Here is a 13,175-nt window from a genome sequence, read left to right on the forward strand (position 1 = left end):
ACACTTTCGCCGCCGACCGGGGCCTCTTCTGTTCTGTGGGGGGGCGCGCGCGCCCCCCGCCGCAGTGTCCTGGTTCTCAGCTGAGCGGATCTTTTTGCGCCAGTTCATCACCAGCGACGAAGCCAGTTACGTTTTTCAGGCGAATAACTTCCTCGACGGGGTGATCGCCCGGCCGCCCCCACCCTTCCCCGACGCCTTCCTGCACGGCATGATCGTGATCCATCACGAGGCGGGCTGGTTTTCCAGATATCCGCCGGGCCATCCATTATGGCTAATACCCGGGCTTTGGCTGGGTGATGTTCGCGTTTCCGCGGCCCTTGCCGCAGCGGTCGCCATGTGGTTCCTGTGCGCGGCGGCAACGACGCTGAATATCTCGCAGGCTCTGATCGCGTTGCCCCTGTTGTTATCCCCCTGGTTCATTTTCATGTACGGCACCTTGTTGAGCCATACCAGTGGACTGGCAGCGACGGCTCTGCTGTGTTGGGCGTATATCCGCGGGCAACAGCGCAAATCAATCGTCCTGCTAGGATCGGCAGGCTTGGCGTGGAGCTTTTTGTTTTTGAATCGCACCTACACGGCTGCGTGGATGGCCGTACCATTTGGGCTCGATGCCCTCATCGAATGGCTGAGGCACCGATCTAGGGATGCCCTCGCCAGGGCGGTTGTCTTCGCCGGAGCGGCGGCAATCGGTCCCGCGCTCTACCTGATTTACAACGGCCTCGCGACCGGCGACCCCCTAACGCCCACGTATTTGTTTTATGACCCGGACGAGGCACCCGGATTCGGGCCCAGACGGATGGAGGGGGAATGGTTGATCCACACGCCGGAACGCGGCTGGAGAATATTTATCGAAAATGCAAAGCTGTTGAACAGATGGTGGCTCGGCTTCGAAGGCTCTCTGGCCCTCGCGGCTATCCTCGCGGTCTTTGGGTGGTCGCGCAGATGGTCACCCACGCTCCTTTGTGCCACCCTCGCGGTGTGGCTCGGCTACATCGCGTTTTGGTACCCTGGCGCTCCCGAAGCCGGAGGGCCGGTATACTGGTTTGAAACGCTGGCCCCTCTCTCGCTCGTTGCCGGGATGGGCTTTCAACGCCTGTGGAACGGCCTCAACCTTCGGCCTGCGCTCCGTATCGCCGCCGCTTCGCTGATGGGCGTGACATTGGCGGTCAACTCGCTATCCTTCGTCCGCCGCGAGGCGGAGGCGCGCGCACCGGCGCAACAGGCACGTAGGGAACTGGAATCGACATTAGCCGGACTGCCCCGCCGCTCGCTGGTTCTCCTTGAGAATTTCGTTTTTCCTCCGTTCCACGAGCTCGCGTTCAATCCGAAAGGCCTTGAAAGCGAGCCAATCCGTGCGCTTAGCCAACGCGCCGAAAATAGCGTTCTGCAGCGCATATTCCGGGATCGGCCCGCCTTTTTGATTCGAGGAGATCACCCTTTGAAAGTCATCCCCCTTGACCCACCTGACTTTCTAGTTCTGTCGAAAGAGGCAAAGAAATTTTACAGCCAAACAGGTACAGATCTGGCGTTAGGAACTTCAGAAGTCGCTCGTGTCGCGCGCGAGGGTCAGGATCGAGAGGGCTGGATTTGCTTCGGTTCAGTCTTCCAAGTGCCTGCCGGCCGTTATCGGCTGATTTGGACCGGAGAATGCCGAGATGTTCCTTCGTCGGACCCCATTTTATTCGAATGGTTTGAAGTCGGCTCGGCCGAAAGCCTTGTTCGTCAAGCTGTCAGTGGAAACATCTCGCCGGTGTTGTCCGAAGCCGTCATCGAATTGACGAACCTGGTCAGTCAGCTCTCCCCATGCGTTACCTACGGGGGCAAGGGATTCCTGGCTCTCCGCGAGGTCCGGCTCGAAGAAATCCGGCCTTCCGACGCCGATACCGCCGCGCCCGCCAGTTCATCGGATGGCTAGGCGGCATCGATCATCTTCACAAACCGTTCGAAGAGATGGGAGGCATCGTTCGGACCCGGCGCGGCCTCGGGATGGTATTGGACAGAAAAGACGGGCAACCGTTTGTGGCGTTGGCCTTCAGAGGTTCGGTCGTTCAAATTGATATGAGTGGTTTCAATCTCGGGGGGCAAACTTTCGATGTCCACGGCGAACCCGTGATTTTGCGAGGTAATATCCACCCGGCCGGTTTCCAACTCCATCACCGGCTGGTTTGCTCCGCGGTGCCCGAACTTGAGCTTGAACGTCCTGCCGCCAAATGCCAACGCGAGCAGTTGATGACCGAAGCAAATTCCAAAAGTCGGGATCCCCGTCGAAACGATCTTCCGCAATTCCGCGACAACGTGCGGTACCCCTTCGGGATCACCTGGTCCGTTGGATAAAAAGAATCCATCCGGCTTGATTGCCAGCACGTCCTCCGCCCGGAGCGTGTTGGGAAACACGTGGAGCCGGCAACCGAGATTCCGAAGAATTCTAAGCTGATTAATCTTGATGCCGCAATCGATCACAGCGACCTTTCGAGATCCGCCTTCCGAACCGGGGAAAACATAGGGCGCCTTTGTGCTGACCTCCGTTGCCAGGTCTCTGCCGACAAGGCCCGGCGATTCCTTTGCGCGCCGCACGAGCCGTTGGGGATCAAGGTCCTCCGTGGAAACCACGCACTTCATTGCGCCGCGCGAACGGATGTGGAGGGTGATCGCCCGGCAATCGACGCGGTCAATGCCGAGTATGCCATGCCCTCGCAGATATTCGGGCAAAGTCTGACTCGCGCGCCAGTTGCTCGCCATGCGGCTGCATTCGCCGATGATCAAGCCTCTGGCATGAGGCTTGTAGGATTCGACATCCTCGGGGTTTACGCCGTAGTTGCCGATCAGTGGATAAGTCAGGGTGACAATCTGTCCGTTGTATGAGGGATCCGTCAAAATCTCCTGATAGCCGGTCATCGACGTATTGAAAACCAACTCACCCTCCGCCTCCCCAGGACCGGTGAACGAACGGCCCTCGAAAACGGTGCCATCTTCCAGAGCGATCAGCGCTTTCATTGCGCGCAAGAAAAACGGATGCGCCGGCCGATTTCAAGCAGGATGGGAGCCGGGCGGCGAGTATTAGCGGCCGCCAGGGGCTGTGTGATCCTCTTCCGAGAGCAGGAAGTCGAGGCGCATCGTTTGGCTCTTTTCCTCGGTCCGCCGCGCGCCAATTTGCCGGTAGGCATTCGCGAGCGCAAGCACGCAGGACTCATGATCACCAAGCTGCACTTTGCTGATCTTGTGCGTCGGCGGAACCAGAAACTGCTGGCGCACCAGATCCGCCTGTCCAGGGATGGTGAAGGGGTGCTTGCATCGGGGGCACTGTGTCCTGCGAAAGGCGAGCGAGTCGCGCACCAATAACTTCTGCCCGCAACGCGGACAACTCATTTTAAATTCCGATTCACCGCTTTGACGAGCAATCACATAATGTAGCGTTGATTGGAATGATGGCGGCAGGGAGCGGACGAGCGCCCGAGCAACATTGAGTGTCTCTTCATCCACAAATCGGAGCAGGAGCAATGTCAAATTGGCGTTTTTGACGCGACTCACAATATTTTCGATCGGACCCGTCGCCGCGAGTTCGATCAGGACTTCGGCAATTCCGCTGATCTCGACCTTCCCTGACCGCGCTCCGGGACCGCAAACCGTACTAATATATTGTTCCGCGACTTCCACCTGCGGGGAATAGACCACGGCGCTAATCGCATTCGCAGGAACGCTCATCCTCAACCTCCTCGAAGGGGTCTTGATCTACAAGTGTGAACCTTATCAGCACTACAGCCGGGCCACAAGGCTTTTGCGAGACGAAGACGTCCGCTGACATCTCGTAGAAATCGGACGCCCGATTCAAAAAGCGGCGTCGGCGTGATAAGGGGCCGCCTGCTCGAGCCGCTTTTTGTGCTCGATGGCAGCCCCGATAAATGCACTAAAAAGCGGATGCGGGGCGAGGGGTTGGGATTTCAGTTCCGGATGGAATTGCACGCCGACGAACCAGGGATGGTTTGCAAGCTCGATGATCTCGACCAATTTGCCGTCCGGCGAGACGCCGGAGAAAACGAGACCGCGTTCCTCTAAAAGGCTGCGGTAGCCGTTGTTCACCTCATACCGGTGCCGGTGCCGTTCGCTTATCAACTCCGATTTATAAGCGCGATATGCCGTCGTTTGCGGCTTCAGGCGGCATGGCCAGGCGCCCAGGCGCATCGTCGCCCCCAGGTCGACAACCTTCTCCTGCTCCTCCATCAGACAAACCACGGGATGCGGCGTACAGGGGTCGATTTCCGTCGAATGGGCTCCCGCAAGGCCCGCAACGTTTCGGGCAAATTCAATGACTGCACATTGCAGACCGAGGCAGATGCCAAAGAAGGGAACCTGCTCTTCTCGGGCATATCGGATGGCGCTGATCTTGCCTTCGATGCCCCGTTTGCCAAAACCGCCGGGGACAAGGATTCCATGAACATCGTGAAGCGCCGCGCGCGCGGAACCTGATTCGATTTCCTCGGCGGCGATCTTCTGGACCTGCACATGGTGATGGTGCGCGATCCCGCCGTGGCTGATGGCCTCGTAAAGCGATTTGTACGCGTCCTGCAATTCCGAGTATTTGCCCACCACCCCAATTTTCACCGTTCCCTTGGGGTGAACGATCGCCTCGATCAACTGACGCCAGGGCGTCATGCGCGCGGGCGGCTTGGCGAGCCGGAAGTGCACCATAATGATCTCATCCAGTCCTTGTTCAGACAGCATGAGGGGCACTTCGTAAATCGTATGCTTGACATCCTGCTCTTCGATAACCGCGTGGAGCGGGACGTTGCAAAAGAGGGAAATTTTCCGCCGGACCTCTTCGCTCAACGCGACTTCAGAGCGGCAGATGAGGGCATCCGGAACAATACCAATCTCGCGCAGTTTGGCGACGCTCTGCTGGCTCGGTTTGGTCTTCACCTCGCCGGCCGCCCGGATGTACGGCACATAGCTCATGTGAATGTACATCACATTCTCCCGGCCCACCTCGAGCCCGATCTGTCGAATCGCCTCAAGGAATGTCAGGCCCTCGATATCGCCGACGGTCCCCCCAATCTCTGCCACGACCACATCGACCCCGTCTTCCTCGAGCGCTCGAATGTTCGCTTTGATTTCATCCGTGATATGCGGGATCATTTGAACGGTGTGGCCGAGGTAATCTCCGCGGCGCTCCTTCCGCAGGACCTCCCAATAAATCCGACCGGCCGTAAAATTCGATTTTTTGGAGGTGGGCTGGCCTGTGAAACGCTCATAGTGCCCCAGGTCCAGATCCGTTTCTGCTCCATCGTCGGTGACGTAAACCTCGCCATGCTGGTAGGGGCTCATCGTACCCGGGTCGACGTTCAGATACGGGTCCATTTTCAACATGCGGATGTTGAGTCCGCGGTCGATTAACAGACGGCCGATCGATGCCGCCGTAATCCCCTTCCCGAGCGAGGAAACCACGCCACCGGTGATGAAAATAAATTTCGCCATCCCTTTTTCCTCAGGGACAAATCGAGTCAAATTTTGTGCGAGAATAACCTGCGTATCGAAGGAATAAAGAAATTTTCTGTCCCCACTCGTGCAGGAACTTCAGACTCGACCCCTGTGAAGAAGCCGTCATCGGCAAAAACGCCTGTGAATGATATGGATGTAACATGCAACCCCGAATTCCCAGCGTTCGCGTGATCCCTGACGACTGGATCCATCCTCTCCCCCTTCCGGCCTGGTTCCCACGTCGGCAGCCCATCGAGGTGGACCTAGGTTGCGGGAAGGGACGATTCCTCCTCGCGAGGGCGGCCAAGCATCCGGAAACCAATTTTCTCGGCATCGACCGCATGCTCCGCAGAATACGAAAAATTGACAACAAGGCGCGCCGACTTGGCCTGGATAACATCCGATTGCTCCGGGTGGAGGGCTATTATGCCGTCGCCTATTTGATGCCCCCGGATTCGATTCAAACCTATTACATTTTCTTTCCCGATCCATGGCCCAAAAAGAGGCATCACGAAAATCGGCTTTTCAGTCCGCGATTCATAGACGCGCTCTATCGGACGCTTGTCGATGGTGGAGCGGTCCATGTCGCAACAGACCATGGAGACTACTTCGAACAGATCTTCGCCCTTCTCGGTGGAGATCCGAGGTTCCGGAGGATTGAGCCTTTCGTGCCCGCCCCTGATGAACAGACGGATTTTGAACTTTGGTACGCCAGCCGAACCATCATTCACCGGCTGTCGGTCCAAAAGCTGGGCGGCAACCTCTCGAATTCGGCATCGACCCAAAATCCTGTCCGGGCCTCTTGATTGGCACGTTGATAGAAGCGCTCAAGGGGCAAGCGAGCAGATCTCGAACCGTTCTAAGCGGCTCCCGTGCGGCTTTGCAGAACCAAGCTCATGCCCCGCTGCGTGTATTCGCGCAAGAGCTGCATCAGCGAACGTCCCGGGCTGTCGGGGACTTGTTTCAGCAGAAACCACGCAGACCCGCGAAGAAAAATCGCGAGCAAAAACAGATTGTGGAAGGCGGTCCACTCGAAAGAGCCGATGGTATAGGTCAGCCGCCCTAAAGACTCGAATAAAAGACCCGAAAGCAGCGCAGCGAAAAAGCCTGTGGCGCCGGTGGCCGCGCCGAGAACAGCCAGATACATCATCCGAGCGCGAGCCGGAGCCGTCACAAGGCTCATGTTGAAGGCCGCCGTATTAAATCCACCCCACCCCACCCCATCCACCACGGCGCTGAGCCAAATGAACGGCAGGAAATCGGGCGCCGAGAGAATCCAGCACAACGGCAAGACAATTCCGACGATTAGGGATGTGATCTTCAAAACCGTTTTGTGTCCGACCTGGTCGGCGACACGACCCCAGAGAGGGGCCGCGATCAACGTAACAATCGCCACAATCGCACTCCACATCGCAACCTGAGTGAATGACATCCGCAAGGGACCCAAAAAATAGGGAAAAACGAACGGAGAGCTGACCATCACTGCCGCATTCCAATACATGGAAAAAAGCACAAACCGCAGAAAAACCTTGTTCCGAAGCGGCTCCCGCACCGACTCGGAAAATGATTTCAACGTAACCGACCGCGGCGGGTCAACCTGTTGGGCGTACAGCACGATTCCGACAACCGCGAAGATCAGTGCGATCGCCATGATGAACTGAAATCCGTCCGGAGATCGCGCCCGATCCAGATAGTAACCTGCCGACAGAGCCGCGGCGGTTGATACGACGGACATAATCCCATTCCTCAAACCAAAATAACGACCGCGCTCCTCCGACAGGACCGTGTCTCCCATCAGAGAGACCCAGGCCGGACCTGTACCCACCTGTAGCAAACCCGAAATGGCGATCAGTCCAATCAGGACCTGCGCGGGACGAGAAAAATCCATCCACGGAAGAAACACGGCCACGGCCCACATCCCGCGACCAAAGGCGGTCATGGTTTGAATGTATAGGATTCGATTTCGTACCCGCGCCGCCCACCACGTCACGAGCGGACCAAACACTTGAATCAAAAACGGCATGCTGGCGGCCGCGGCGATCTCTAACGGGGTTGCGCCGAGAGCGAGTAGATAGCCGGTCAGGACGGACCCGCTCGTCCATGTCATAAAGACCATCGTGAAAGCGCCCTCGACAATCGACGCTCGCAAGGAACGCCGTCGAAGAGCCAGAAAATCGGGCCGCGAAAGCGGTAAGGGAACCGGCGCGGACTGCTCAGACCCGCGAGCCTCTTCTATAAAAACTTTCATGACGGGGCCGGGGAATCCACGGAGTGCGCCAGACGCCGATTCAACACATCCTTGATGACGCGGGCCAGTTGGGGTCCGATCCCTGGGAGCGCGGCGATGTCCGACTCGCTCGCCCTCGCCAGGCGCGTCACAGAACCGAAATGCTTTAGCAGCAATTCCTTGCGTTTCTCGCCTACCCCTTCGATCTCGTCCAGGAGGGAATCCCGGATTCGCCGCGCCCTGACGCGTCGATGATAGTCCAACGCAAAACGGTGCGCTTCATCCCGAATCTGCTGGAGCACGCGCAATCCCATGGAGTTGCGCGGAAGCCGAACGGGCCCGGCGGAGAGTGCGGGATCCACGTGAAGCTCCTCGAAACGCTTCGCCAGGCCTGCCGTCGGCACGTGGCCTAGTCCCAACGCTGCCAATTCAGCGCGGGCCGCATTCAACTGGGTCACGCCGCCGTCGACCAAGATCAGGTCCGGCAACGCAAGGCCCTCCTGGCAAACGCGTGTATACCTGCGGCGGATCACTTCCGCCATCATCGCCGGGTCGTCGATGCCCAAAACGGTTTTGATTCGGAAGCGGCGGTATCGATTTCGGGCCGGAATCCCGTCCACGGCAACCACCATGCTGCCGACTGCATAAGTGCCGGAGATGTTCGAAATGTCAAAACATTCGATGACGCGGGGCGGAGCATTGAGGTTCAGCGCAATCCGCAAATCCTGCAGGCCGGCTTTGGCGTCCTCGGGCTTCAAATGGAGCTGGCCTGTGCCCCGGGCGCGCTCCCGTATCGCTCGCCGCAGCAAAAGCAACGTGTCGCGAAGCGCGGCCGCCTCCTCGTAATCCATGCGCTCAGCGGCGTCCCGCATTTGGGCTTCCAACTCACCCAGGAGTTCCGGTCGCTCGCCTCGCAAAAAAGAAATCGCCTCCATGACACGCCGCCGATACTCCTCCGCGGACACCGCCCCGATGCAGGGCGCGCTGCAAAAACGAACGATATCTGCATGGCAATGTTTGTGGTCGTCGGGGCCAGGGATCCGGGGACGGCACTCGCGGATTCCGAATCGGCGCTGCACGAAGTCCAGCGCGGTACGAGCAGCCCGAGAGCTGGCGTAAGGTCCGAAATAGAGGGCGCCGTCCCTGCGGTCAATTCGGCAAAGCTCGAACCGCGGCCAGGGATCATCCAAATGGATCCTCAAGAGCAGAAAACGCTTGTCATCCCGGAAGTAGACGTTGTACCGCGGACGGTACTCCTTGATCATCCGCCCCTCGGTGAGGATCGCCTCGGCCTCGGATCGGACGGGGATGACATCGAAGTCCGCAATTCCACGAATAAGGCCCCTCAGTTTGGGGTCTGCGCTGCGCAGGGTGGCTCGCTGAAAGTAGTGGCGCACCCGGTTGCGAAGGGATGACGCCTTTCCGACATAGATGATTTGCCCGTGCTTGTCCCGCATGATGTAGACGCCGGGCTGGTCCGGTAGTGTCTGAAGCTTCTGCTTGATGGCGTCGGGCAACTCCATGTGTCTACCCTACCAAATCCGCCGCCGCATGACGCAAGGTTCCCTACTGGTACCGCGTTGCACATTTTTTTCTTTTGCATGCCCCATCGGTCGTTAGTAATACAGGCCGATTTGTGCCGCCATGAATTTTGAAAACACATCCGCTCCTCCCAAGCCCGCGCATTTCATCCGCGAAATTATTGCGCGGGACGTGGCGATGGGCAACCAGGGCAGCCCGGTGGTCACCCGGTTCCCCCCCGAGCCCAATGGCTACCTCCACATCGGTCATGCCAAAGCCATCTGCCTCGATTTTGGCATGGCGAAGGAATTCGGTGGCCGTTGCCATTTGCGGATGGACGACACCAACCCGACCAAGGAATCGATGGAATACGTCGAAAGCATCAAGACGGATGTCCGCTGGCTTGGCTGGGATTGGGGCGAGCATTTTTACTACTCCGCCCACTATTTCGAGCGGATGTACGAGGTCGCCTGTAAACTGATCCTCCGCGGCAAGGCCTACGTCTGCGAGCTTTCCCAGGAAGAGTGGAAAGAATACCGTGGGGTGCCGACGAGGCCCGGTAAGGAGAGCCCTTTCCGCAACCGCCCGCCGGAAGAGAGCCTGGCGCTTTTCCAGAGGATGCGCGCCGGTGAATTTCCTGATGGATCGCTCTGCCTCCGCGCCAAAATCGATATGGCCTCGCCGAATCTGCACATGCGAGACCCGGTCATTTATCGAATCCTTCGCGAACCTCATTACCTGACGGGAACCCAATGGTGCATTTACCCCACCTATGATTTTGCGCATCCCCTTGAAGACGCATTTGAGGGCGTAACCCATTCTCTCTGCACCCTTGAATTCGAGGTGCACCGGCCTCTTTACGACTGGGTCATCGATCAGCTCGAAGACCTGCGGGTGCGTCCGAAACAGATCGAGTTCGCGCGGCTCAACCTGTCCTACACGGTCATGAGCAAGCGCAAGTTGCTCGAATTGGTCCAGAGCGGCAAGGTCAGCGGGTGGGATGACCCTCGAATGCCGACCCTCTGCGGACTCCGGCGCCGCGGCGTGCCGCCCGAGGCCATCCGCGCCTTCCTCGAGGAAATCGGTATCACCAAATACGAGAGTCTCACCGATATCGCCTTGTTCGAACACTTTATCCGGGAATCATTGAACAAGACAGCGCTGCGCCGGATGGCCGTATTTGATCCTCTGCTTGTCGAAATTGAAAATGCGAGAGAGATCCCGGCTTCTGTAGAAGGCGCAAACAATCCCGAAGACCCCTCCGCAGGCACCCGTCGCATCCCATTTGCCCCCCGGCTATGGATCGAGCGCGAAGACTTCATGGAAAATCCGCCCGCCAAATATTTCCGACTCTCGCCGGGGAACTCGGTGCGCCTTCGATATGCGGGCTTTCTAACCTGCACCGGCGTCCGAAAATCGCAAGACGGTCAGGTGGAATCGCTCGTCTGCCGCTGGAGCCCGCCAAGCGCGGATCTGAAAGTCAAGGCGACCATCCACTGGGTGCCGGAATCCGCCCCGTCGTGCGAGGTCCGGCTGTACGACCGGCTGTTTACGGTCGAGGAGCCCGACGCCGACGAGACAAAAAATTTCATGGAATTCCTGAACCCGGACTCCCTTCGCGTTGCGTCCGCCCGTGTCGAACCGGCGCTGCTCGACGCAGGGGCGGGAGATCGATTCCAATTCGAGCGAATCGGTTACTTCACAGCGGACATTGTGGATTCAAAACCGGGCGCCCCGGTCTTCAACCGGACAGTTACACTAAAGGACACCTGGGCGAAAATCGCGAAATAACCGCGGATTAGCCGCCGCTCTTGTCGATCCATTTCAGCAGTTCGTCTTTGTCCATCGCGCCAACCTTGGAATCAACACGCTGACCGCGATGAAAGAGAATGAGGGTCGGAATGGCTTCGATTTGGTACTGCTCGGCCAGGGCGCGATTGTTGTCCACGTTGACTTTCGCGATGGTCAGCGATCCGGCTCTTTCCTTCGCCACATCCGCCAGAATGGGATTCATGTACCGGCAGGGAGGGCACCATTCCGCCCAAAAATCCACAAGAACCAATCCCTCCGCCTGGCTGACGAGGTTTTCCAGTGCCGCCGGCGATTCAATCGTGACAATCTGCGCCTCCACCCCCTGTTTCAGGGTGCTGCGCGACTCCGGCTCTTGCCGGATATCTCCGCTGCAGCCTGCGAAGGCCAGAATAATCGGCAGACTACAAGCTGCAAATCGCACATGCATCCTCATGGTGTCCTCCTTGTAGAAACAATTTTTTCCAGCACGTCGCCCCGTTTCGGGGAACCATCGAGGACTTCGGCATATGCCGCGAAATCCTTAATGGCCACAATGCGAATCCGGCCCGAAACGTCCCCGGGGACGCGATCAATTACATTTCCCGTCACGGGATCAGTAATCGCGCGCGGTCCTTTTCGGACAAGGTATTCGTCGCCAACCCGAACGCCAACATTCTTCCCGCCATTTACCACAACCTTGCCATCTACCAGATCCGCAACCCGCGGCTCCCAAGGCCGGCGGGGCAGGTCAAACACAATCCTCTTGACCGCCCGTTCAAGCGCCGCTTCCGTCGCCCTGCCCAAGGGGGTCCGAAAAAACGCATCTCCTCCGAACTGGATCCCACGGTAGTTAACATCGCCACCCCATCCCCCTGCTCTCGCAAAGCCTTCCGCCCGCACCGAGCTGATCACTTCACCCGTCTCAACCTCCATCACGGTCAGCACAAGCGCAACACGGGCTTCCTGCCCGCGTCCTCGGATGGCCGCATCGCGGGTGCCGAACCACCCAGATGTGTCGCCAGTCACCGTGAAATCCGTCACGACTCCGCGAATCAAATATTCAGCGTTTTTGAGCCGTCCCCTCTCCACCCGACCTTCGGAGCGAAAAAACGATTCGCCCTGACGGACAAGTTCTCCAACCACATCCCCCAGCTTTCTCCGTTCGAGAACGATTACACGGTCCGACGCGACCAGCCGGTTGACCAACAGGTCGGCCATCCCCGAACCGAGATTCCACTGCCCGCTGAAACCGGAGCGGTTTTCAAAATCCGTCACCGCGACAACGGGCTTGAGGACTTCCTCCCGCCGCCAGAATCCCGCGCTTGATCCGCCCGGCGGAGCTGCACACCCTGCGCTCAGCAAGACGAAGCCGATGATTGTCCACGGCAGCCGCACAAGGTCAGGCCCTCGGCATGAACCGGCGCACGGCGTCCAGCAAGTCTTCCGCATAGAAGGGCTTGTGCAACAGCTTCCGCACGTTTGGGAACTGCCGCATTTCCTCTTCCTCGATTGAGGGATCGTCGGCAAACACGATCACCGGCGTGCGAATGCCTTCAGCCGCCATCAGCATCAAAAGGCCCGCGCCATTGAAGCCGGGCATCCACATGTCGAGCAACATCCCCTTGCAGGCTGGGTCCCGTAGAATCGCGTATGCCTCATCCGCGCCGCGCGCCGTCCTCACGCTGTATCCCTCGCGCTCCAGGATTTCGCGGCAAAACTGGATCAGGGCATGCTCATCATCACAAATGAGGATCATCAGAGCCGCTCCTCGGAGGGCAATCTACAACTCTGCGGGGGAAATGTCACGCAGCGGTACCCGGCGAACGGGCGCTGCGATCTATTGATTTTTTTCGCCCGCAGAAGGCTTCTGGCCTTTGAGGGCCTTCGCGCGCTCCTTGCGGCGCTTCTCCCTTCGCTTGCGGGCCTTGCGTTTGACGCGAACTCGAAGTTGTTGTCCCATAGTGGGTTCGGATGTAGCAAACCGGTGATGCCGGAGCAAGGAGCTTTTGGCCGGGCGCTGCAACAGTTGGATGATCCGGCGATCGAGTTTTTCCATTCTCTGGAAAAACGGCGGTGATCGGCTTCCATGGAATGGAATTTACACCCCATGGAAATTTTCGGGCCCTCCGCTCGTGAAATAAATCGCACCACCCTTGCGGAACAC

General features: G+C 58.4%; 11 protein-coding genes. 3 read left to right on the forward strand and 8 right to left on the reverse strand.

What is annotated here, in order from left to right; all coding sequences use genetic code 11:
* Positions 1 to 1,915, forward strand: a 1,915-nt coding sequence (locus tag NZ740_05980; protein ID MCS6771557.1) for a hypothetical protein, incomplete at its 5' end; no start/stop codon positions are given.
* On the opposite strand, the gene carA is transcribed toward NZ740_05980, so the two are convergent.
* The 3 genes from carA to NZ740_05995 form a co-directional block, all read right to left on the reverse strand.
* Entirely contained in the window at positions 1,912 to 2,994 is a 1,083-nt protein-coding gene (gene carA, locus NZ740_05985; protein ID MCS6771558.1) for a glutamine-hydrolyzing carbamoyl-phosphate synthase small subunit, read from the reverse strand. The two genes, NZ740_05980 and carA, sit on opposite strands and share 4 nt — an antisense overlap.
* Before the next feature lie 63 nt (positions 2,995 to 3,057).
* Entirely contained in the window at positions 3,058 to 3,702 is a 645-nt protein-coding gene (locus tag NZ740_05990; protein MCS6771559.1) for a hypothetical protein, read from the reverse strand.
* A gap of 123 nt (positions 3,703 to 3,825) precedes the next feature.
* Positions 3,826 to 5,469, reverse strand: a complete 1,644-nt coding sequence (locus tag NZ740_05995; GenBank protein MCS6771560.1) for a CTP synthase — start codon at positions 5,467 to 5,469, stop codon at positions 3,826 to 3,828.
* Between the two features lie 164 nt (positions 5,470 to 5,633).
* Here NZ740_05995 and trmB point away from each other — a divergent pair, with 164 nt between their 5' ends.
* The gene (gene trmB, locus NZ740_06000) at positions 5,634 to 6,278 is read left to right on the forward strand and encodes a tRNA (guanosine(46)-N7)-methyltransferase TrmB (protein ID MCS6771561.1); all 645 of its coding nucleotides are present in this window, start codon (positions 5,634 to 5,636) and stop codon (positions 6,276 to 6,278) included.
* A gap of 53 nt (positions 6,279 to 6,331) precedes the next feature.
* Here the strand turns inward: trmB and NZ740_06005 are convergent, their stop codons facing one another.
* Positions 6,332 to 7,720: an MFS transporter gene (locus NZ740_06005; protein ID MCS6771562.1), complete on the reverse strand. Its 1,389-nt coding sequence runs from the start codon at positions 7,718 to 7,720 to the stop codon at positions 6,332 to 6,334.
* The gene (locus NZ740_06010) at positions 7,717 to 9,222 is read right to left on the reverse strand and encodes an excinuclease ABC subunit UvrC (protein ID MCS6771563.1); all 1,506 of its coding nucleotides are present in this window, start codon (positions 9,220 to 9,222) and stop codon (positions 7,717 to 7,719) included. The genes NZ740_06005 and NZ740_06010 overlap by 4 nt, the downstream gene beginning before the upstream one ends.
* Before the next feature lie 121 nt (positions 9,223 to 9,343).
* On the opposite strand from NZ740_06010, the gene NZ740_06015 reads away from it, so the two are divergent.
* Complete coding sequence (locus NZ740_06015; GenBank protein MCS6771564.1) at positions 9,344 to 11,011, forward strand: glutamine--tRNA ligase/YqeY domain fusion protein; 1,668 nt, start codon at positions 9,344 to 9,346, stop codon at positions 11,009 to 11,011.
* 7 nt (positions 11,012 to 11,018) lie between these two features.
* Here the strand turns inward: NZ740_06015 and trxA are convergent, their stop codons facing one another.
* From trxA to NZ740_06030, 3 genes are read right to left on the reverse strand one after another with little or no spacing between them, the layout of a single operon-like run.
* Positions 11,019 to 11,465, reverse strand: a complete 447-nt coding sequence (gene trxA / locus NZ740_06020) for a thioredoxin (GenBank protein MCS6771565.1) — start codon at positions 11,463 to 11,465, stop codon at positions 11,019 to 11,021.
* On the reverse strand, positions 11,462 to 12,406 hold the full coding sequence (locus NZ740_06025; GenBank protein MCS6771566.1) for a CsgG/HfaB family protein: 945 nt from the start codon (positions 12,404 to 12,406) through the stop codon (positions 11,462 to 11,464). Before NZ740_06025 ends, trxA begins: the two co-directional genes overlap by 4 nt.
* Positions 12,407 to 12,410: 4 nt before the next feature.
* On the reverse strand, positions 12,411 to 12,767 hold the full coding sequence (locus tag NZ740_06030) for a response regulator (GenBank protein ID MCS6771567.1): 357 nt from the start codon (positions 12,765 to 12,767) through the stop codon (positions 12,411 to 12,413).
* Between the last annotated feature and the right edge of the window lie 408 nt (positions 12,768 to 13,175).

The organism is Kiritimatiellia bacterium (assembly GCA_025054615.1).
GTDB lineage: Bacteria > Verrucomicrobiota > Kiritimatiellia > CAIVKH01 > CAIVKH01 > JANWZO01.

Bases quoted from the DNA above. Each gene is read 5' to 3' on its own strand.
- carA (MCS6771558.1), bottom strand. From the start codon at position 2,994: ATGAAAGCGCTGATCGCTCTGGAAGATGGCACCGTTTTCGAGGGCCGT.
- NZ740_05990 (MCS6771559.1), bottom strand. From the start codon at position 3,702: ATGAGCGTTCCTGCGAATGCGATTAGCGCCGTGGTCTATTCCCCGCAG.
- NZ740_05995 (MCS6771560.1), bottom strand. From the start codon at position 5,469: ATGGCGAAATTTATTTTCATCACCGGTGGCGTGGTTTCCTCGCTCGGG.
- trmB (MCS6771561.1), top strand. From the start codon at position 5,634: ATGCAACCCCGAATTCCCAGCGTTCGCGTGATCCCTGACGACTGGATC.
- NZ740_06005 (MCS6771562.1), bottom strand. From the start codon at position 7,720: ATGAAAGTTTTTATAGAAGAGGCTCGCGGGTCTGAGCAGTCCGCGCCG.
- NZ740_06010 (MCS6771563.1), bottom strand. From the start codon at position 9,222: ATGGAGTTGCCCGACGCCATCAAGCAGAAGCTTCAGACACTACCGGAC.
- NZ740_06015 (MCS6771564.1), top strand. From the start codon at position 9,344: ATGAATTTTGAAAACACATCCGCTCCTCCCAAGCCCGCGCATTTCATC.
- trxA (MCS6771565.1), bottom strand. From the start codon at position 11,465: ATGAGGATGCATGTGCGATTTGCAGCTTGTAGTCTGCCGATTATTCTG.
- NZ740_06030 (MCS6771567.1), bottom strand. From the start codon at position 12,767: ATGATCCTCATTTGTGATGATGAGCATGCCCTGATCCAGTTTTGCCGC.